General features: G+C 62.9%; 20 protein-coding genes and 1 pseudogene. 11 read left to right on the top strand and 10 right to left on the bottom strand.

Features of this window, described 5'->3' with window-relative positions:
* Together VGP39_RS24465 and VGP39_RS24460 are read right to left on the bottom strand one after the other, a co-directional pair.
* A partial coding sequence (locus tag VGP39_RS24465) for an HlyD family secretion protein (protein WP_327570670.1) occupies nucleotides 1-916 on the bottom strand: 916 nt, incomplete at its 3' end.
* Nucleotides 909-1,391 (bottom strand): MarR family transcriptional regulator, encoded by a 483-nt coding sequence (locus VGP39_RS24460; protein WP_327570669.1) that lies wholly within the window; start codon nucleotides 1,389-1,391, stop codon nucleotides 909-911. The genes VGP39_RS24460 and VGP39_RS24465, both read right to left, overlap by 8 nt.
* Before the next feature lie 168 nt (nucleotides 1,392-1,559).
* On the opposite strand from VGP39_RS24460, the gene VGP39_RS24455 reads away from it, so the two are divergent.
* From VGP39_RS24455 to ispG, 3 genes are all read left to right on the top strand, one after another.
* The gene (locus VGP39_RS24455) at nucleotides 1,560-2,051 is read left to right on the top strand and encodes a Fur family transcriptional regulator (RefSeq protein ID WP_327570671.1); all 492 of its coding nucleotides are present in this window, start codon (nucleotides 1,560-1,562) and stop codon (nucleotides 2,049-2,051) included.
* Between the two features lie 90 nt (nucleotides 2,052-2,141).
* Nucleotides 2,142-3,089: a DMT family transporter gene (locus tag VGP39_RS24450; RefSeq protein ID WP_327570668.1), complete on the top strand. Its 948-nt coding sequence runs from the start codon at nucleotides 2,142-2,144 to the stop codon at nucleotides 3,087-3,089.
* Between the two features lie 12 nt (nucleotides 3,090-3,101).
* Entirely contained in the window at nucleotides 3,102-4,394 is a 1,293-nt protein-coding gene (gene ispG / locus VGP39_RS24445; RefSeq protein WP_327570667.1) for a flavodoxin-dependent (E)-4-hydroxy-3-methylbut-2-enyl-diphosphate synthase, read from the top strand.
* 55 nt (nucleotides 4,395-4,449) lie between these two features.
* Here the strand turns inward: ispG and VGP39_RS24440 are convergent, their stop codons facing one another.
* The 3 genes from VGP39_RS24440 to VGP39_RS24430 form a co-directional block, all read right to left on the bottom strand.
* The gene (locus tag VGP39_RS24440) at nucleotides 4,450-4,770 is read right to left on the bottom strand and encodes a hypothetical protein (RefSeq protein ID WP_327570666.1); all 321 of its coding nucleotides are present in this window, start codon (nucleotides 4,768-4,770) and stop codon (nucleotides 4,450-4,452) included.
* Between the two features lie 64 nt (nucleotides 4,771-4,834).
* Nucleotides 4,835-5,248: a type II toxin-antitoxin system VapC family toxin gene (locus VGP39_RS24435; RefSeq protein WP_327570665.1), complete on the bottom strand. Its 414-nt coding sequence runs from the start codon at nucleotides 5,246-5,248 to the stop codon at nucleotides 4,835-4,837.
* A 3-nt stretch (nucleotides 5,249-5,251) separates the two neighbouring features.
* Nucleotides 5,252-5,686 carry a DUF7662 domain-containing protein gene (locus tag VGP39_RS24430; RefSeq protein ID WP_327570664.1) on the bottom strand — a complete coding sequence of 145 codons (435 nt, stop codon included), beginning with the start codon at nucleotides 5,684-5,686 and terminating at the stop codon, nucleotides 5,252-5,254.
* 146 nt (nucleotides 5,687-5,832) lie between these two features.
* Here VGP39_RS24430 and VGP39_RS24425 point away from each other — a divergent pair, with 146 nt between their 5' ends.
* Nucleotides 5,833-7,170 (top strand): Rieske 2Fe-2S domain-containing protein, encoded by a 1,338-nt coding sequence (locus tag VGP39_RS24425; RefSeq protein ID WP_327570663.1) that lies wholly within the window; start codon nucleotides 5,833-5,835, stop codon nucleotides 7,168-7,170.
* Nucleotides 7,171-7,270: 100 nt separating this feature from the next.
* Here the strand turns inward: VGP39_RS24425 and VGP39_RS24420 are convergent, their stop codons facing one another.
* Complete coding sequence (locus VGP39_RS24420; protein ID WP_327570662.1) at nucleotides 7,271-8,878, bottom strand: Na+/H+ antiporter; 1,608 nt, start codon at nucleotides 8,876-8,878, stop codon at nucleotides 7,271-7,273.
* Between the two features lie 629 nt (nucleotides 8,879-9,507).
* Here VGP39_RS24420 and VGP39_RS24415 point away from each other — a divergent pair.
* Both VGP39_RS24415 and VGP39_RS24410 read left to right on the top strand, forming a co-directional pair.
* Nucleotides 9,508-10,245 (top strand): hypothetical protein, encoded by a 738-nt coding sequence (locus VGP39_RS24415; protein ID WP_327570661.1) that lies wholly within the window; start codon nucleotides 9,508-9,510, stop codon nucleotides 10,243-10,245.
* A gap of 35 nt (nucleotides 10,246-10,280) precedes the next feature.
* Nucleotides 10,281-10,502, top strand: a pseudogene (locus VGP39_RS24410) (DUF6429 family protein); the annotation flags it as partial.
* A 257-nt stretch (nucleotides 10,503-10,759) separates the two neighbouring features.
* Here VGP39_RS24410 and VGP39_RS24405 read toward each other — a convergent pair.
* Together VGP39_RS24405 and VGP39_RS24400 are read right to left on the bottom strand one after the other, a co-directional pair.
* Nucleotides 10,760-11,446 (bottom strand): DUF1345 domain-containing protein, encoded by a 687-nt coding sequence (locus tag VGP39_RS24405; RefSeq protein ID WP_327570660.1) that lies wholly within the window; start codon nucleotides 11,444-11,446, stop codon nucleotides 10,760-10,762.
* 8 nt (nucleotides 11,447-11,454) lie between these two features.
* Entirely contained in the window at nucleotides 11,455-12,381 is a 927-nt protein-coding gene (locus VGP39_RS24400; RefSeq protein WP_327570659.1) for a farnesyl diphosphate synthase, read from the bottom strand.
* 187 nt (nucleotides 12,382-12,568) lie between these two features.
* Here VGP39_RS24400 and mtgA point away from each other — a divergent pair, with 187 nt between their 5' ends.
* From mtgA to VGP39_RS24385, 3 genes are all read left to right on the top strand, one after another.
* Nucleotides 12,569-13,246 (top strand): monofunctional biosynthetic peptidoglycan transglycosylase, encoded by a 678-nt coding sequence (mtgA, locus tag VGP39_RS24395; protein ID WP_327570658.1) that lies wholly within the window; start codon nucleotides 12,569-12,571, stop codon nucleotides 13,244-13,246.
* A 146-nt stretch (nucleotides 13,247-13,392) separates the two neighbouring features.
* Nucleotides 13,393-13,578: a 50S ribosomal protein L32 gene (gene rpmF, locus VGP39_RS24390; protein ID WP_327570657.1), complete on the top strand. Its 186-nt coding sequence runs from the start codon at nucleotides 13,393-13,395 to the stop codon at nucleotides 13,576-13,578.
* 174 nt (nucleotides 13,579-13,752) lie between these two features.
* Complete coding sequence (locus tag VGP39_RS24385; RefSeq protein WP_327570656.1) at nucleotides 13,753-14,385, top strand: hypothetical protein; 633 nt, start codon at nucleotides 13,753-13,755, stop codon at nucleotides 14,383-14,385.
* Here the strand turns inward: VGP39_RS24385 and VGP39_RS24380 are convergent, their stop codons facing one another.
* Nucleotides 14,386-14,703 (bottom strand): hypothetical protein, encoded by a 318-nt coding sequence (locus VGP39_RS24380; protein ID WP_327570655.1) that lies wholly within the window; start codon nucleotides 14,701-14,703, stop codon nucleotides 14,386-14,388. It lies immediately after the preceding gene.
* Nucleotides 14,704-14,902: 199 nt separating this feature from the next.
* Between VGP39_RS24380 and VGP39_RS24375 the strand changes: the two genes are divergently transcribed.
* Complete coding sequence (locus VGP39_RS24375) at nucleotides 14,903-16,600, top strand: bifunctional diguanylate cyclase/phosphodiesterase (RefSeq protein WP_327570654.1); 1,698 nt, start codon at nucleotides 14,903-14,905, stop codon at nucleotides 16,598-16,600.
* 248 nt (nucleotides 16,601-16,848) lie between these two features.
* On the opposite strand, the gene phaR is transcribed toward VGP39_RS24375, so the two are convergent.
* Nucleotides 16,849-17,448: a polyhydroxyalkanoate synthesis repressor PhaR gene (gene phaR, locus VGP39_RS24370; protein ID WP_327570653.1), complete on the bottom strand. Its 600-nt coding sequence runs from the start codon at nucleotides 17,446-17,448 to the stop codon at nucleotides 16,849-16,851.
* Between the two features lie 313 nt (nucleotides 17,449-17,761).
* Between phaR and VGP39_RS24365 the strand changes: the two genes are divergently transcribed.
* Nucleotides 17,762-18,940: an acetyl-CoA C-acetyltransferase gene (locus VGP39_RS24365; RefSeq protein WP_327570652.1), complete on the top strand. Its 1,179-nt coding sequence runs from the start codon at nucleotides 17,762-17,764 to the stop codon at nucleotides 18,938-18,940.
* Nucleotides 18,941-19,014: the final 74 nt, after the last annotated feature.

The raw sequence follows: 19,014 nt of genomic DNA, 5'->3' as shown, positions 1-19,014 counted from the left end.
TGAACACGTGATCGGGAAATGCGTCGACGTCGACCGTGACCTTTTGGCCGACGGCGACATAGGTGAAGTCGGATTCCTTTGGATTGGCATCGACCCAGGGTTTTGTGGTGTCGATGATGGAAAACACCGGCGTGCCGGCGGCAACGAAGCGGCCGAGCTGGATGCTGTCGACCTGGGTCGCGGTGCCGTTCATCGGCGCGCGCAGCACGGAGTGGTCGAGATTGCGCTGCGCCTGGTCGAGCGCCGCCTTGGCCATCGCATAGGGCGGGAACTGCTCCAGCGGCAGGTCCGGATTGCCGAGCAGCTGGTTTTTCGCCGTCGCAATCTGCTGTTTGAGCAGTTCGAGCTGCGCGCTGGCGGTGACCAGAGCGGTGGTCGAATTGTCGAGGTCGAGCTGCGAGCCGACATTGCTCCTGACCAGCGACGTCTTGCGGTCGACGTCGCGCCGCTTGAGGTCGACGCCCTGCTGCGCGAGATCGCCCATCTGGCCGTAGATCTGGATGTTGCTTTTCAGCGTGTCGTAATTGGTTTTTGCAGTGGCGAGGTTGGCCTGCGCCTGCTGCAGCGCCAGGCGGAACGGCACCGGATCGATCTCGAACAGGATGTCGCCTTCGTTGACGCGCTGGCCGTCGCGGACCACGACCTTTTCGATCTTGCCGGAAATATCCGGGGTAATCAGAACCTTTTGCGCGCCGACATAGGCGTCGTCGGTCGTTACGTAGCGGCCGCCGTTCAAGTAAAACGCGGTGCCGCCGATCACCGCCACCAGCGGCAACACTACCAGCAGCAGGAGCCTGCGATATGTGCGAAGCCCGGCCAGCAGGCGTCGGCGCGGTTCGGCAGCGGTTTTCTTCGGCGAGCTATCGGGCGGAACGCCCTTTTGCTCGGCCGGAAATTTCAGGACTGGATCAGCCATAGCGCGCTTCTTTCTTTTGCGTTTCTTCATTCGCGCTCTGAATCGCGTTGCGAACGTTTTCCTTGATGGTTTCGAGTTGTCCGAGCAGACGGTGCGCATCCGATGGGTTGATGCCTGCAAGCGCGGTCGCCGTCAGTTCGGAGCGCAATCCGCCCAATTTGGCGAGCAGCGGACGTGCCGCCTTGCGCAGATAGAGCCGGTTGACGCGGCGGTCGGAGTCATCGCTGCGGCGCTCGATCCAGCCATTGTCGCAGAGCCGGTCGATCAGTCGCGTCAATGTGATCGGCTGCATCTCCATCTGCTCGGCGAGTTCCATCTGCTTCAGGCCTTCGGCGCGCTCGACCTTGGCCAGCACAGCCCATTGCGCGCGGGTGATGCCGTAGCGCGCCGCCTGCTTGTCGGCATAGGCGCGCACCAACCGCTGCACCTCGCCGAGGGTAAACAACAGGTGCATATCCACGGAACCGCGGGGCATAAGGGTGCTCTCCATAAGCATAGGATATAATAAGCTTGCTTATGAATTTTTCGAGATGGAATTACGGTATTCTTGGGCTGTGCGGGGCGCATGCCGGCCGTCCGCCCACTTGCGGAAATTTTCGAAAAAATAAGGGCGGAACGGCCGCAAACGCGCTACATCCACCGCATGACCGCGACCAAACCGACTTTCCCCGCGCCGGACCACGATCACAACCGCTGTGCCGCGGACGCGCTTCGGCATGCGGAACAGGTGTGCGCGGGCCGGGCGCAGAAATTCACGCCGGTCCGCCGCCAGGTGCTGCAGGCATTGCTGTCGAGCCACCGCCCGCTCGGCGCCTACGAGGTGATTGACGAACTGGCGAAATCGATCCCGCGGCCGGCGCCGATCACGGTGTACCGCGCGCTGGATTTCTTGATGGAAAACGGCCTGGTCCACCGCATCGAGAGCCGCAACGCGTTTCTGGCCTGCGCGCATGACCACGATGCGGCGGCGATGGTTGCTTTTCTGATCTGCGAGCGCTGTGGTTCGGTCGGCGAAATTCCCGCGGCGCCGGTGGCGCAGAGCCTGAACGTCGCCGCGCGCGCCACCGGCTTTGCGCCGAAACTGTCGGTGGTGGAGATCACCGGCACCTGCGCGCATTGCCAGCAGGGTCTTTGAATTATTTGGGCATGATCTTCTCCGAAAGCCGGGAGACCACTTTTCGGGATCATGCCCGCAACAACACGGCGGCAAGCCGGCAGGGGATTCATGTCATCGGATCAGGCACTCGTCAGTTCGGCCGAGCGTCCGCTCAGCGCCGGCGCCGTCGCATTGATGCTGCTGTTGTGCCTGAGCTGGGGTTTCAACCAGGTCGCGATCAAGCTGGTTATTCCGGAGATTCCGCCGTTCACGCAGGCCGCGATCCGTTCCGCGGGCGCGTTGCTGGTGATCCTGTCGATCGCCTGGATTCGCGGCGTCAAATTGTTCGAGCGCGACGGCACGCTGGGTGCTGGACTGTTCGCCGGCGTGCTGTTCGGCATCGAATTCGTGCTGATCTATCGCGGCATCCTGCTGACCAGTGCATCCCGCGCGGCGGTGTTTCTGTATACCGCGCCGTTCGTCGTAGCTCTGGGTTCGTACCGCTTTCTTGGCGAGCGCCTGCGCGCCATTCAGTGGGGCGGGCTGGCGCTCAGCTTCGCCGGCGTGGCGCTCGCGATCGGCGTGCCGCAGGCGGACGTCGATACGCAGGTGCTGCTGGGCGACCTGATGGTGGTCGGTGGCGGCGCGCTATGGGCTGCAACGACACTGGTGGCGAAGACCACGCGATTGATCACGGCGCCGGCCGAAAAGGTGCTCGGCTATCAGGTCGCGATGTCGATCCCGATTCTCGGACTTTCGGCATGGATTTCGGATGAAACCATCACCAGAGTTCCCGGCTCGCTGGCGCTGTCGCTGATGGCCTATCAGGCGATCTGGGTGGTCGGAATGACGTATATGCTGTGGTTTTCGCTGGTAAAAACCTATTCCGCCAGCAGATTGTCGGCTTTTAGCTTCATCACCCCTTTGTTTGGCGTCATCGGTGGTTATTTCATCATGCATGACACCCTGACACCGGCCTTCGCCGTCGCCGCCGTATTGGTCATCGCTGGCCTCTATCTGGTTAACCGGCCCAGTCCGCCGGTCATTGATCCATTGCTGAAGGTCACCAAAACCTGATATTTGGACCCCATGAACAAGCTCGAAAAACCGCTGCAGAACGACGTCGCAGGCCCGAGGGGCCGGCACAAAACCACGCAAGTCATGGTCGGCAATGTCGCCGTCGGCGGCGGCGCGCCGATCGTGGTGCAGTCGATGACCAACACCGACACCGCCGATGTCGCCGGCACGGTGGAACAGGTCGCGGCGCTGTCGCGCGCGGGCTCCGAACTGGTGCGCATCACGGTGGACCGCGACGAGGCTGCCGCCGCGGTGCCCCACATCCGCGACGCACTTCGCAAGCGCGGCATCACCACGCCCTTGATCGGCGATTTTCATTATATCGGCCACAAGCTGCTCGCCGAGCACCCGGCCTGCGCCGAGGCGCTCGACAAATACCGCATCAATCCCGGCAATGTCGGCTTCAAGAACAAGCGCGACAGCCAGTTCACCGACATCGTCGAGATCGCGATTCGGAACAACAAGACCGTGCGTATCGGCGCCAACTGGGGTTCGCTGGATCAGGAACTGCTGACGCGGCTGATGGACGAAAACGCGCTCCTGCCCGAGCCGAAGGATGTCCGCGCGGTGACCCGCGAGGCGATGGTGCAGTCGGCCCTGTTGTCGGCGGCGCGCGCGGAAGAAATCGGCCTGCCGAAGAATCGCATGATCCTGTCGGCGAAAGTCTCCGCGGTACAGGATCTGATCGCGGTCTACAAGGAACTCGCGGCGCGCTCGGATTACGCGATCCATCTCGGCCTCACCGAGGCCGGCATGGGATCGAAGGGCATCGTGGCCTCGGCCGCGGCGCTCGGCATCCTGTTGCAGGACGGCATCGGCGACACCATCCGGATTTCGCTCACGCCGGAGCCCGGCGGCGATCGCACGCTGGAAGTGCAGGTCGCGCAGGAACTGCTGCAGACCATGGGTTTCCGCACCTTCGTGCCGCTGGTCGCGGCCTGCCCCGGCTGCGGCCGCACCACCTCGACCACGTTCCAGGAACTGGCGCGCTCGATCCAGGATTTCATCCGCGTCGAGATGCCGGCCTGGAAGACGCGCTATCCCGGCGTCGAATCGCTGAACGTCGCGATCATGGGCTGCATCGTCAACGGCCCCGGCGAATCCAAGCACGCCGACATCGGCATCTCACTGCCCGGCACCGGCGAAACCCCGGCCGCGCCGGTGTTCGTCGACGGCAAGAAATTCAGGACGTTGCGCGGGCCGAATATCGCCACCGAGTTCAAGGCGATGGTGATCGATTATATCGACCAGCGCTATGGCGCGGGCGACAAGACAGATAAGGCTGCGGATCGCTTGCGTTCATAAATGTACAAGAAAATATCATCGAGTTGTGCGAGCGCAGTCTCGGACCAGCGAACCTTCATGCGCGATAGCGATTAAACACCGCTGCGACGGCTTCGTCGGTCGCGAGTTTTCCCTCGCGCATGTCGGTAAGGCCGCGACGCACGGCGTCCCGCTCTTCGTCATTAAGCCGATATACGCCGAAATGTTTGGTCTCGATGTCGGAAACCGACTTGACGAACTCTTCCTGAGCTTCTTCCGGCCAGGCCGAGACGCGTTCCAGTAATAGTTCGAGTCCCTGTCTTGTCATGGAAAGCACCGTAGCAATGGCCGGCCCGCTCGCAATTGAGGCGTCAGTTGATGTGCGCCAAGCTTGCAGGAGAAAGGACACGACCCGCACGATCGAATCGGAGGGTCGCCGGCCAAGCCGCTAGTTCTTTTCCTGATCGGTACGGTGATGACGGTCAGCACGCCAGCGTGCTGACCTGACCGCTCTCCCCATAAGCCAGAATTGCGCGATCGCGCGTCACTAATGTCGCGCCGAGATCGCGCGCGGTCGCCAGCAGGATGCGGTCGGCGGGATCGCGCGGCGGCTTGCCGGGCAGGAACGATGAAGCGATCAGGATGTCGGGCGACATTTGAGCGAGCTGCATCCCGGGTGTCGCGAGGATACGTGCGAACCAGCGATGTGGCGTTGCGCTGAGGCTAATACGATTGTGCGAGACGAGTAGGCCTATTTCCCAGGCGGTGATCGGCGACACCAGCAGCGGCGTGTTGTCGCGATATGCGGCTTCAATGGCGGATATCGTCTTCGGCGCCAGCGGCATGTCTTCGAACAGCCAAATCACCGCGTGCGTGTCGAGGAGAAGCGGCGACATCCGTCACCGCACTTCCGGTCCATACTTCTTATCTACCAGATCGGCCCACTCTGGATCGGCCGGCTCGGTCAGATCGACTCCGGGCGGAATGTGGACCATCCCCTTCAATGCACCGCGGGCCGGGTGGCGGCCGTCCTTGGTGGCGTAGGGCTTCGGCGCGGCCTCGGCGAAGCCACCGCTCACTTCTCCGGCCTTGATCACCCTACGAAACACCAGCTTGCGCGCTTCCATGTCCACCTGCGCGCTCTCGAAGCCGGCACTGAGCCAGACCTTGGTCATGACGTTGTTGGCGGCGTTATTGCTCCACCAGGCGCGATGATACTGCGCCTTCGGCGGCAGCTTCACGCCGGTGATTTTCTCTATTTCGCGGAAGGTCAGCGGCACTTCCCGCGTGCGTTGCTTCTGGAGGAACACGCCGAGATTTTCATATTTTCCCATTCGCAGGCCTCCGTCTGAATTTACACAGTGTATTACACTGTGTAAAAAAGTCTACGGCCGAGCTAACCAAACATCCTGGATTGACCACGAGCCGTGCGCACGCCAAACTTGGTCAAAATCAAGCATTTAGCCCGGGAGGAAAACCCATGCTCCGTGCAGAGGACAACCGGTTCCTGACCGAAAGCGGCGCGGATACGGGGATGGGCGCGTTGCTGCGCCGGTTCTGGCTGCCGGTTCTGCTGTCCGAGGAACTGCCGGACGCCGACGGCCCGCCGAAGAAGATCACCGTCATGGGCGAGGAGCTGCTCGCCTTCCGCGACACGCGCGGTGTGGTCGGCCTCATCGATCAGCATTGTCCGCATCGCGGCGCCAATCTCTGGCTCGGCCGCAACGAGGAATGCGGCATCCGCTGCGTCTATCACGGCTGGAAATTCGATACCGACGGTGCTTGCGTCGACATGCCGACCTCGTATCCCGATCTCGATGCCAAAAACCTGATCCGCATCAAGTCGTATCCGGTGCGCGAATGGGGCGACATGATCTGGGCCTATATGGGTCCGGCCAACGCCGTGCCGGAATTGCCGGCGCTGGAGATGGCGCTGCTGCCGGCCTCGCACCGCTTTGTCACCAAGAAATGGCAGGACTGCAACTGGGTGCAGGCAGTGGAAGGCTCGATCGACACCGCGCATTTCACCTTCGCGCATTTGAGCTTCGACAAGGAAGAAAACGAAATCCTCGACATCAAGAAGCATTTTATTAATCCGCTGACGCGGGTGGCGACCGACCACATGCGCTGGATCGCCGAAGATCCGCGGCCCGTGATCAAGATCACCCCGCATGACGCCGGTCTCACGATCGCCGGCGGCCGCCTCACCGGCAGCGACGACATCTATTGGCGTATCGCGCAATTCCTGATGCCGGTGCATGCCTACGCGCCGAGTTCGATGCCCGGCGAAAATATTTTCGGCCAGAGTTTTGTGCCGGTGACCGACACCAATTGCTGGATTTACACCTATGCCTGGAATCCGGAACGGCCGCTGACGCAGGCCGAACGCGAAGGCTATGCCAACGGCAACGGTGTGATGGCAGTGGTGGACGAGAACTACGTGCCGCTGCGCAACAAGGCCAACGACTATCTGATCGACCGCAAGCTGCAGAAGACCAACAGCTATACCGGCATCAAGGGTGTCTCGGAACAGGACGCGGCGGTGCAGGACAGCCAGGGCCCGATCGCCGACCGCACAGCTGAGCATCTCGGGCCCACCGATCTCGGCATCATGCACTTTCGCAAGCTGGTGATGGACGCGGCGCGCGCGTTGCAGGCCGGCACCGCGCCCGCGCACGTCTCGCGCCAGGATCGCTACACCGTCCGCTCCGGCGCCTGCGTGACGCACAAGAGCAAAGACCTGTCCGCGGTGATGGTCGAACGCTTCGGCGACGAGACGGGCTATGTCGGGCGGCCGCACAACGCCGCGGCGGAGTAAGACGGCGCACTCGTCATTGAGCGAAGCGAAACAATCCAGCATGGCGCAAGGCGTCCAAGTCTGGATTGCTTCGTCGCTGCGCTCCTCGCAATGACGGGTCTCACAACGGTATCTTCCGGTATTCCCGGTTTCTGAGACTCGCTTCCTCAAGGTCCAGATCGCGCTCGATCCGCCGCCGTGTCTCGTCGGTGATCTTGCCGTCACGCAATAGCGCGTGAATGAACTTGCGCTCCGAGGCAATCAACTCACGCGTCAATGCGGTGCCTGTCGCCGATACATCGTGCGCGTCCGGGTCCAGCGAGTTGGGCAACTGGTTGGCGCGGATCTCATGCCGCGCCCGCAACAGCTTCACCACTTCGTCGGAGAGTTCGCGGTCGTCGGTCATGGCATCGAGCGAGGCCAATGCCGCGGCCAGCGCTTCGCGCCGCGCCGATATCTCCTGTTCGTGTTCGGCGACATGCTCGTCGCGTCCCGCATTCGCGACCCCGAGCCATCTGACCACGAGGGGCAGGCTCGATCCGAGTCCGACCAGGGTCAAGAAAATCACGCCGAAACTGACGAACAGGATCAGGTCGCGGTAGGGAAATCCCTCTCCGCCGGGAAGCGTGAAGGGCAGCGCCAGTGCCGCGGCCAGCGAGACGGCGCCGCGCACGCCGGTGAAGGCGATGACGAACGGGTTTTGCCAAGGGGGATAGGGATCGCGCGCGCGCAGGCGCTTGTTGAAAAACCGCGGCAGATAGGTCGCGGGATAGACCCAGGCAAAGCGCGCGACAATGATGATGACCGCGACCAGTACGGTGGCGGACAGGATCTCGTCGAATGGAAACGCCTTCGATTTCTCGAACAATAACCGCATCTGGAATCCCGTCAGCAGGAACAGCAATCCCTCGATCAAATAGATCACCAGATCCCAGAAGAAGATTCCCTGCAGCCGCGTCGCCGACGAAATCAGCAGCGGCCCGTTCCAGCTGATGTAGAGGCCGCAGGCGACGGTAGCGATCACGCCGGAGCCGCCGAAATGTTCGGGAATCCAGTAGGCGATATAAGGCGTGATCAGCGATAGCGTGATTTCGATCTGCGGATCGCGCGCGCCGTGGCGCGCCCTCAAGCTGAGCCAGCCCACCGCCGCGCCGAACAGCATCTCGCAGGCCACGATCGCGACGAACGTACCCATGGCTTTCGGCAGCGAAAATGCACCGGTAGTGATCGCCACCACCGCGAAGCGATACAGGATCAGCGCGGTGGCGTCGTTGGCGAGGCCCTCGCCCTCGAGTACGACCAGAATACGCCGTGGCAGTCCAAGCTTGCGCGCGATCGCCAGCGGCGCCACCACGTCCGGCGGCGCCACGATGGCGCCGAGCAGGAAGCCGACGCTCCATGGCAATCCGATCAGGTAGTGCGTCGCTGCGGCGACGGCGCAGGCCGTGAAGATCACGCAGCCGACCGACAACAGCGTGATGAGCCGCAGGCTGTGCTTGAATTCGCGCCAGCTCATGGCGACGCTGGCCGAGTAGATCAGCGGCGGCAGCACCACCAGCAGCACTAGTTCGGGCGGCAGCTCCAGCGATGGCATGCCCGGAACGAAGGCGAGCGCGATCCCGCTCAGCAGCAGCAGGATCGCTGGCGCGACACTGATCCGCCGCGCCAGTAGCGCGACGGCTGCCAGCACGGCGAGCAGGATCAGAAAAATCTGGAATTTGCCTTCCACCGGTTCAAATTCGCCCGAAAGCGACGTGAGGTCAATGTGTTGGGCCTGCCGTCGGTGGCCAGACAGAATCGACTTTCAAGGCGCTGACAGAATCGTGATTGCCAAATCGTCCGGTGCAACGTTGTCGGCGCGTTCTCTGCCTGAGTGATGACCAACCCACGTTTCGTCAATCTCGACAATGCCGCCCAACTGGCCGGAGCCTGTGTCAAGTCCCGGATAATCCTCGGCACGAAGTCTGCAAACCGCCGTTCACGACATTGTGAATGTATGCCTATCCAACACCCCAAAACCTCCCTTATCCTGCTGGCGTCCTGTCCGATGAGGAGCGCGTTCTAGAAGCGATCCTTTCAGCGGACAGAGCGAAAGCTGGCTGGACCGGGGCGCCCCGGAACGGTCGACAGGCCGGTGGTCAAGGTGGAGCGCCGGGAGGCGCTGCGCCCTACGTCACTGGGCGCGCGCGGTAGCCTTGCCGCGCGAGGTGGGTACGTTAATCCCGCCTCCAAGGGTGCCCGTTGGTGCCCTGGCGCCTCCCGCCGCTCCACCCCCTCGCTTGAGTTCGCGAGGGACTGGCATACCTCGGACGCATTGCGCCGCGAGAACGCAGAGGCTTGGCTGTTTGAAATTCGAATTTGGAATTTAGCAAGACGCTTCAACATACGCCGCGTCATACGCGGGCTTGCCGCTGGAAGGACTACGAACTGGCGCTGCAGATCGGCAACAAGGATGCCTTGAACGCGTTCCTGGCGCAATATCCGGAGGGATTCTACGCTAATCTGGCCAGACTTCAGTTGGCCAAGATCGCCGCGGAAGATACGCGCGTGGCTGCGACCGCGAAGGCGCGGCTGGCCGAGCGGGAGCGCGCGCGGCGGGCCACCGAGGGCGCGCAACAAACGCAGCAGACAAACGCAGCCGCCGCGAAAGCCGCGGAGGCAGCGCGCGTCGCCGCCGAGAACGCCCAGCAAGCAGTGCAGCAACAAGCCGGCGCGGCCGAACAGAAGCGCGTCGCGTTCGAGGATGCTGCGGCGGACAAGGATGCCACCGAAAAAGTCGGCATGGATGACCGTGCCGCGGACCCAACTCCGGCGGGCAAGCCCACGGCGGGCAGACCGCAGGACACAAAACAGGACAGCAAAGTTGCAGCGCTATCCAGTGCGTCGGCGCCCGGGCTGTCCGCGGTCGAGCTCGCAAAATCGGTGCAAACCGAGTTGCGCCGGGTCGGCTGCCTGACCGGATCGGTCGATGGCGAATGGAACAGGGCATCGCGGCGCTCGCTTGAACGCAATGATGGCGCTTGCCGGCCGGGACCATGCGCGCTTCGGTCGCAGGCTGCCTTGCGGACGTGGCAAAGACATCTCCGATCGGGCTAAAATTGCGCGATTATCCATTTGCGGGAGATATTGCGATGGCGCTCGACACCGACCGGATCGACGACACAGTGTTGGCGCTGCTTTATCTTACCCTTCACGATCAGTATCGCGCCTGGAAGGGCTTCGATTGGGATGCATTGAGCCGATTACACGAAAAGGGAATGATCGAGAATCCGGTTGGCAAGGCGAAATCGGTGGAGTTCACCACGGACGGATTACGACGCTCAAAGGAACTGTTCGAGGCGATGTTTACCAAGCGCCTCACGGAGCAATTGTCGCAACAGGCATCTGCGCAGATATCCAAGTACCCAAACATAAAAGTTGAACTGGCAGATTTGGGCAATCAACTTTGGCCGATCTTGCGCCGGGTGAGCTACGCTATGAGTGACGCCGACGTGGATGATGCAGAAATTGAGCAATATAAAAACGAAGTGAAATCAAGCGACGATCCCGTTGGTGTAAGCAGACGATGGGTGCATGTCGCCTAGCGGGCGTAGACCGAAGTAAGCGCGCATCAGATCGCACTCGCAGCGATGTTGACCATCAGCGCCACCAGCGCCGTATTGAACACGAACGAGATGATCCCATGTACTGTCGCGGTGCGGCGGATGATCTTGTCGGTGACGCCGACGTCCGAGACCTGCGCGGTCATGCCGATCACGAACGAGAAGTATACGAAATCCCAATAATCCGGCTTTTCATCTGCATGGCCGGACGGAAAATCCAGGCCGCCGGGCTTGTCGCCGCGGTAATATTCGTGGGCGTAGTGCAGCGCGAAGGTGGTGTGCACCGCCGCCCATGACAGCGCAATGGTCGCGGTCGCCAGCGCCAGTTCCGGCGAACTGCGATGCTGATCATCGAGCCCGAAGATGATGGCGGCGATGCTGGCGAAAGCGCCGAGCGCCGTCACCAGCAGGATCAGAAAGCGGCCGTCGTCCTGCAGGATGGCGTTACGACGGATATGCGCGAGCCCGCTGCTGAAGACCAGAGAGTAGACGAGCACCAGATAGAGCGCGACGAAGATGTCCCAGCCGACCAGCAGCCGCGTTACCAGCCGCAACGATTGCGGCAGCAGAAAAAATGCGAGGACGCCGACCGCAATGGAGATGAAGGTACGCGGCCGCGCATACACCACGCGGATAGGCGTCGACATTTTCTTGAAGCGCGCAAGACCCGGATCCTTGTCGTCCTTGCGCGCCATCCGCGTCTTCAGTTCTTGCGTTCGGCGACGAACCGCGCGGCGGCGCGCAGCACCTCGCCCTTCGCACCGAAGATCGACAAGGCGGCATCCGCTTTTGCCAGCAGATCGCGCACGCGTTTTTTTGCGCCATCAACGCCGAGCTGGGTGACGAAGGTGGTCTTGCCGAGCGCCGCGTCGGCGCCGGCGGGCTTGCCCAGCGACGCGGCGTCGCCTTCCACGTCGAGCAGGTCGTCGGCGATCTGGAAAGCTTCGCCGAGCGCGCGCCCGTAATCGTCGAGCGCCTGATATTCGGCTTGCGAGGATTGACCAAGAATGGCGCCGGCGATGGAGCCATAGCGCAGCAACGCGCCGGTCTTCATCTGCTGCAGGCGCGCGACATCGACCGGCTCGCGGTCCCCGAAGCGGCCTTCGCCGGCAAGATCGAGCATCTGGCCGCCCACCATGCCGCCGATTCCCGAGGCGCGCGCCAGCGCACGCGTCAGCAGCAGACGAACGGTGGGGTCTTTGTGAATCTCATCGCGTGTAACGATATCGAAAGCCAGCGTCAGCAATCCGTCGCCCGCGAGAATCGCGGTGGCGTCATCGGTTTTCTTGTGCAGTGTGGGACGGCCGCGGCGCAGATCGCTGTTGTCCATCGCCGGCAGGTCGTCGTGGATCAGCGAATAGCAGTGGATGCATTCCAGCGCGGCGCCGGCCAGCAGCGCCGCCTCGCGGCAGACGCCGAACACGGCGGAACTTTCCACCACCAGAAACGGCCGCAGCCGTTTTCCGCCGCCGAGCGACGAATAGCGCATCGCGTCCATCAATCGTTTCGGGCGGGCGATTTCGTCAGGCAGCAGCGTGTCGGACAAAAGCCGTCCGAGCAGGGTCTCGGTTTCCTCCGCGGTCTGGTCCAGTCGTTTGGCAAAGTCGGCGGATGCGGTGGCAGTCGTCATTAAAAGCAGGCTCCGATCGAAGTCGGCGGGACAATCGTTCATGGCACCGGCTTCGTCAATTCCACGGGCAATGCCCGTTCGCCCATCCGCCTGGAAACCTTAACCGCCTTGAAATGCGCTAGAATTTCCGGACATCTCGGCAGATTGCGCCAGTGCAAGGCATTGCCATCAACCCAAAGGCCCATTTTTGCGCATCGTCCGCAACCTGTTCCTGATCGTGCTGCTGGTCCTCCTGTTGCCCTATCTGCTGGCGCCGCTGTATCGCGTCGGCCATCCGGTTTCGACGCTGATGGCGTGGCGCTGGGTCACCGGCGCGCCGGTGTCGCGGCAATGGGTCGATCTGGCGTCGATGTCGCCGGCGCTGCCGCGTTCGGTGGTGGCGTCCGAGGACGCGAAATTCTGCAGCCATCGCGGCATCGACTGGGATGCGTTGCGCGATGTGATCGACGACGCGGAAGACGGCGAGGTGGGGCGCGGCGGCTCCACCATCACCCAGCAGGTGGCGAAAAACCTGTTCCTGTGGCAGGGCCGAAGCCTGCTCCGCAAGGCGCTGGAATTCCCGCTCGCGCTGTGGATCGACCTCGTGCTGCCGAAGCAGCGGATCCTGGAAATCTACCTGAATATCGCTGAGCTCGGGCCGTCCGGGCAGTTCGGCGCGCAAGCAGGCTCTGCCTACGCCTTCGGCCGTCCCGCCTCCAGCCTGTCGGCCCGCGAGGCCGCGCTGCTGGCAGCGATCCTGCCCAATCCGGTGGCCCGAAGCGCCCGCAATCCAGGCCCGGGCGTGCGCCGTCTGGCCGGGATCTATATGGTGCGGGCGCAGGCCGCCGGACTGAGACGTTGCTGGGCCGAAAATCGCGGTTTTTGAGCCGATTTTCACTTATTTTGAACCTAGCTTTGGGTCACTCCATCCTCTATAAGCGCGGCCTTATCGGCATATCAGCCCGCGTCACAGCGCCGGGCCGTCCGCTTCGGGCGATGCCTTTCGACAACACCCCTGCAAGGACTTTCGATATGGCCGTTCCGAGAAGAAAAACATCGCCCTCACGACGTGGCATGCGCCGCTCGGCGGATGCCATCAAGAAGCCGACTTACGCCGAGGATAAGGATTCCGGGGAATTGCGCCGGCCGCATCACCTCGATCTGAAGACCGGCATGTACAAGGGCCGGCAGGTTCTGAAGGCCAAGAAGGAATCCTGATCCGGGTTCCAGCGGCGCCGCCCTACGGCGCGGATGAACGGGAACGTGCGGGCAGGCGAATTCCGGCAAAAATATTTGTACGCCCGAATTCGCTCCAACTGGTGGGATAAGGTGCGTCCGGCTCGAGCTTCGTCCGAAAGTGCCTGGGGTTCTCCTGCTTGAAGAAAAGGCCCGATGTCCATGATCGGTTTCCCGCTGCTTCTGATCCCGCTTGCGATCTGCAACATCATCGTCTTTCTGATGCCCGGCGTGTCGTTTGCGGCGCCGCTGTTCACGCTGACGCTGGTGTCCGGCGCGGCATGGCCGGTGACGCTTAGCGATGCCCTGATCGCGCTCGGCATCCTGTTGTTGCTGTTCGAGGTCATCAAGGGCGCGCGGCCCGGCTCGAAATACTTCATGGACCACCTGCTGTCGCTGCTGGTGTTTGCCGGCGCGGCCGCTGAATTCGTGATGCTGCCGCAGTTCGGCACCTCGACCTATTTTCTGTTGACCCTGCTGGCGTTGGTGGACTTCTTGTCGGGCATCGCGCTGCGGGCGCGGCGCAATGCGCGCCTCGCACCGGCTGATGCGACGGTTTCCAGAAACAAACGACAGCGCGATATCGAGACCGAAGGGCCGCGGCTCGATCCGGAGCCCGCGCCGTCGGTGCCGCCGGCGGCCACCGTCGCGGAATCGGTACTGCTCGACCGCCCGGAACCGACGACACCGCACCCTGTCGATATCGTCAGGACGTCACCGGAGATCAGGTCGCCGGGATTGCAGCCCAACGACGGCGCACATCCCTCGCCGGACACCCCGCCGCGCTGATCAGGCGCTATGCCGCATCCGGATGCCCGGCGGAAGCATGGGCTGGTTTTGATTGGCCACCGAGCGGTACGCCGCCTGTGCGTCCGCGGGTGCCGCGCGCCGCAGCATCCGCGTTTGCGGGCTCTGCTCGGCCATCGCAATCAAATGAACCACGAAAGACGGATCGGGCCGGGTCAGACCAGGAGCGGCCGGCGTGAGCCGCCGTGGCGTGGCAACGACCGGCACCAGCGCGACGCTCGCGGCCTTCGCCGGGGCGTCGGCGCCGCTCTCGGTCGGCTGTGCGTTGAAGGTTACCCGGCTGACCTCGGCAATTGTCATCGAAAATCCGATTCTGTGTCTCGTTTCGGGACATTGCGTCCCTCGCCTACACATCATCGCAAGGCCCATGCCGCGCGCTTTTTGCCGGCCCGGAACCGGCTTTTCGAATTATTTAGAGAGTTTTGCCTAGGGTCCGCGGCCGGGTCCGCATTATCATCCGGTTGAGAATCACAGGGCCACGTCCCGAAACGAGGCGACTTTGACATCCGTGCCTCCGCAAGCCTCCGCCATCCTGGCCTGTCTCGGCCAGGCCGCGTTTGTCTGGGACATCGCCAGCGACCAAATCGCCTGGACTGATCACCTCGCCTCGGTATTCCCCGATATCCCCGCCGCGGCGCTTTCGACCGGCAGCGATTTCGCGAAATTGATCGAGCCGGCGCGCTCGATCCGGACCGACGCGCTGACCGGATCGTCCGCGGTGGACCGCGGCGATGGGGTGCCCTACCGGATCGAATATGGCGTGCGCGCCAGCACATCCCGCCCGGTGCTGTGGATCGAGGAATCCGGCTGCTGGTTTGCCGGCGCCGATGGCAAGCCGGCGCGCGTGCAGGGCATCGTCCGCATCGACAACGAACGCCACGCCCGCGACGAGCAACTTTTAAAACTGTCGCGGCACGATCCGTTGACCGGCGAACTCAACCGCACCCACCTGATCGCCTCCTTGGCCGAATCGATCGAGGAAGCCATGCGCTTCCGCTCGTCGTTTGCCTTCATGCTGATCGGCATCGATCATCTGGCGCGCATCAACGACGCCTTCGGCTTCGACGTCGCCGACCAGGTGATCTGCGATGTCGCCAAACGCATTCGCGCGCGCTTGCGCGGCGGCGACGTGCTCGGACGATTCTCCGGCAACAAGTTCGGGCTGGTGCTGAAGAACTGCACCGTCGACGACATGAATGTCGCGGCCGAACGGTTTCTGGCGGGCATCCGCGATGACGTCGTGCCGACCAAGTCCGGCCCGGTATCGGTGACCGCCTCGATCGGCGCGGTCAGCGTGCCGCGCTACGCGCGCAACGCCGACGAGGCGATCAATCGCGCCCAGGAAACCCTCGACATGGCCAAGCGCCGCCGCGCCGGTTCGTTTCTGGTGTGGCGGCCGAATGTCGAGCGCGACGCCCAGCGCCGCGTCAACATCCGCGTCACCGACGAGATCGTCACCGCGCTAAACGAGCGCCGCATCGTGATGGCGTTCGAGCCGGTGGTCGACGCGCGGACTCGCGAGCCGGCGTTCCATGAATGCCTGGTCCGCATGCAGCAGGACGACGGGCAGTTTCTGCTGGCGCCGGACATCGTGCCGGTGGCGGAAAAGCTCGGCCTGATCCGGCTGGTCGATCACCGCGTGCTCGAACTGGTGGTCGCAGAGCTTGCAGCGGCGCCAAGCGTGCGCCTCAGCCTCAACATTTCACCTGATACCACGATGGATCCGGACTGGTGGGCTTCGATTGAATCGCTGATGCGCGCGCATCCCGGAGTCGCCGAGCGGCTGATCGTCGAGATCACCGAAACCGTCGCGATCCAGGATATCGACGACGTCCGCGGCTTCGTCACCCGGCTGAAGAATTTCGGCAGCAAGATTGCGATCGACGATTTCGGCGCCGGCTACACCTCGTTCCGCAATTTGCGCAAGCTCGGCGTCGATATCGTGAAGATCGACGGCGCCTTCGTGCAGAATATCGCGCGCTCGGCGGATGATCGTGCGTTCGTGCAGACGCTGATCGATCTGGCACGCCGGCTCGGCATCAAGACCGTCGCCGAATGGGTGCAGGATGAGGAATCCGCGTCGATGCTGCAGGGCTGGGGCTGCGATTACATCCAGGGCCGGCTGATCGGGCTCGCATCATCGGATCGGCCGTGGCAGTCGCAGGCTACGGCGGCGGTACTACCGGCGGCAGGGTAACCGCTTCGTGTCCCGGACGCGGTGCAGCGTTCTTCACGGTGCACCGCAGAGCCGGGACCGTCACAAATTGAAGCGTCATGGCCGGGCTTGACCCGGCCATCCATCTCTCTGGACAAGAGTCTTGCGAAGATGATGGATGCGCGGGTCAACCCGCGCATGACAGATCAAACCTCGTTGCGGCCCCGGCTTAGCAGCGCACCACGCCGCGAAGAGGCGGCGCGTTGTGCAGCATCCGGGGCACGGCGGACCTACTCGCTCTTCGGTTCTTTCGACATCCGCTCGAGGCGGTCCTGCATGTCTTTCATCTGGCGGCGCAGGTCTTCGATGTTGCCGGCGTCGGCGGGCTCGCTGCCAAGCTTCTCGGGCTCGGGCGGCGCCGAGTTGCCGCCGCGCGGCGGCGCGAACGGCTTGAACATCGAGAATGTCTGCTGAAACAATTCCATGTTGCGGCGGACGTGCTCTTCCAGCGACGCGAACGGCGTCATGCTGAACGTGTTGGTCATCTGCTTGCGGAATTTTTCCTGCTCGCGGGTCAGCATGTCGATCGACTGCTCCAGATATTTCGGCACGACCATCTGCATGCTGTCGCCGTAAAACCGGATCAGCTGGCGCAGGAAAGTGGTCGGCAGCAGGTTCTGTCCGGCCTTGTTTTCCTGTTCGAAGATGATCTGCGCCAGCACCGAGCGGGTGATGTCATCGCCGGTCTTGGCGTCGTAGACGAGGAAGTCTTCACCGTCTTTTACCATCGCCGCCAGGTCCTCGAGCGTGACGTAGGTGCTGGTGCCGGTATTATAGAGCCGCCGGTTCGCGTATTTCTTGATCGTCGTAGGTGTTTCTGATTTCGCCATGGGCTCACACAACCATACCGGGGACAAGGAACCCGACGGCTTCGCCGAAGGGCTTGGAGCAACGCATCGCAGCAAAGTAAGCATTTTCAACGGGGTTCGGCTACCGTTTTGTGCACCACGGTTAATTCCAAAGCATAGGCATCGCTGAGGAAATGGCGACGAGAACGGGTCTGATTGCACCACGGCATGATTTTCGCCCTCTGGTAGATTGACACGCCAGCACTAGCTTAACAGGATAGGGCGAGACAGGGCCCCACCCCGGCGGCCGCCGTCCAAGGCCTCGAGCCAAAGAACTCAAAATCAGGAGATGTCCATGTCAGACGATGTCGTCATCGTCAGCGCCGCCCGCACCCCGGTAGGAAGTTTCAACGGCGCGTTCGCCACCATGCCCGCCCATGATCTGGGAGCGATCGCCATCAGAGCCGCGCTGGAGCGCGGCGGCATCGAGCCCGCGCGGGTCTCCGAGGTCATCATGGGGCAGATCCTGACCGCGGCGCAGGGCCAAAACCCGGCCCGTCAGGCCTCGATCGCCGCCGGAATTCCGGTGGAAAGCCCGGCCTGGGGCGTCAACCAGTTGTGCGGCTCCGGCCTGCGCACCGTGGCGCTGGGCTATCAGGCGCTGCTCAACGGCGATTCGGAGATCGTAGTCGCGGGCGGCCAGGAATCCATGAGCATGGCCCCGCACGCGCAGTATCTGCGCGGCGGCACCAAGATGGGTCCGATCGAGTTCGTCGACACCATGATCAAGGACGGGCTGTGGGACGCTTTTAACGGCTACCACATGGGCAACACCGCCGAGAACGTCGCCAAGCAGTACCAGATCACGCGCCAGCAGCAGGATGAGTTCGCCGTCGCCTCGCAGAACAAGGCGGAAGCCGCGCAGAAGGCCGGCAAGTTCAAGGACGAGATCGTTCCGGTCACCATCAAGTCCCGCAAGGGCGACATCATCGTCAGCGACGACGAATATCCGCGCCATGGCGCCACCGTCGAGGCGATGGGCAAGCTCAGGCCGGCGTTCGAGAAGGACGGCACCGTCACCGCGGGCTCGGCCTCCGGCATCAATGACGGCGCCGCCGCGGTGGTGCTGATGACGGCGAAGCAAGCCGCCAAGGAAGGCAAGACCGTGCTGGCCCGCATCGTGTCGTGGGGCCAGGCCGGCGTCGACCCGAAGATCATGGGCACCGGGCCGATCCCGGCCTCGCGCGCAGCGCTGAAGAAGGCCGGCTGGAGCATCGGCGATCTCGATCTGATCGAGGCCAACGAAGCCTTCGCGGCGCAGGCCTGCGCGGTCAACAAGGACCTCGGCTGGGATACGGCTAAGGTCAACGTCAATGGCGGTGCGATCGCGATCGGCCATCCGGTCGGCGCCTCCGGCGCGCGCGTGCTGGTGACGTTGCTGCATGAGATGCAGAAGCGCGATGCCAAGAAGGGCCTCGCCACGCTGTGCATCGGCGGCGGCATGGGCATCGCCATGTGCCTCGCCCGCGATTGAACTTACCGAAGCAGGGTGCGTTGAGCAGGATGAAAAAATCATCGAGCAATCGCACTTCGTTTTGCTAAACTGCA

Origin of the sequence: Bradyrhizobium sp. (assembly GCF_036009065.1) — a bacterium.
GTDB lineage: Bacteria > Pseudomonadota > Alphaproteobacteria > Rhizobiales > Xanthobacteraceae > Bradyrhizobium.
The sequence above is the reverse complement of the archived record's forward strand: the minus strand, read 5'-3'. Positions and strand labels throughout refer to the sequence as shown.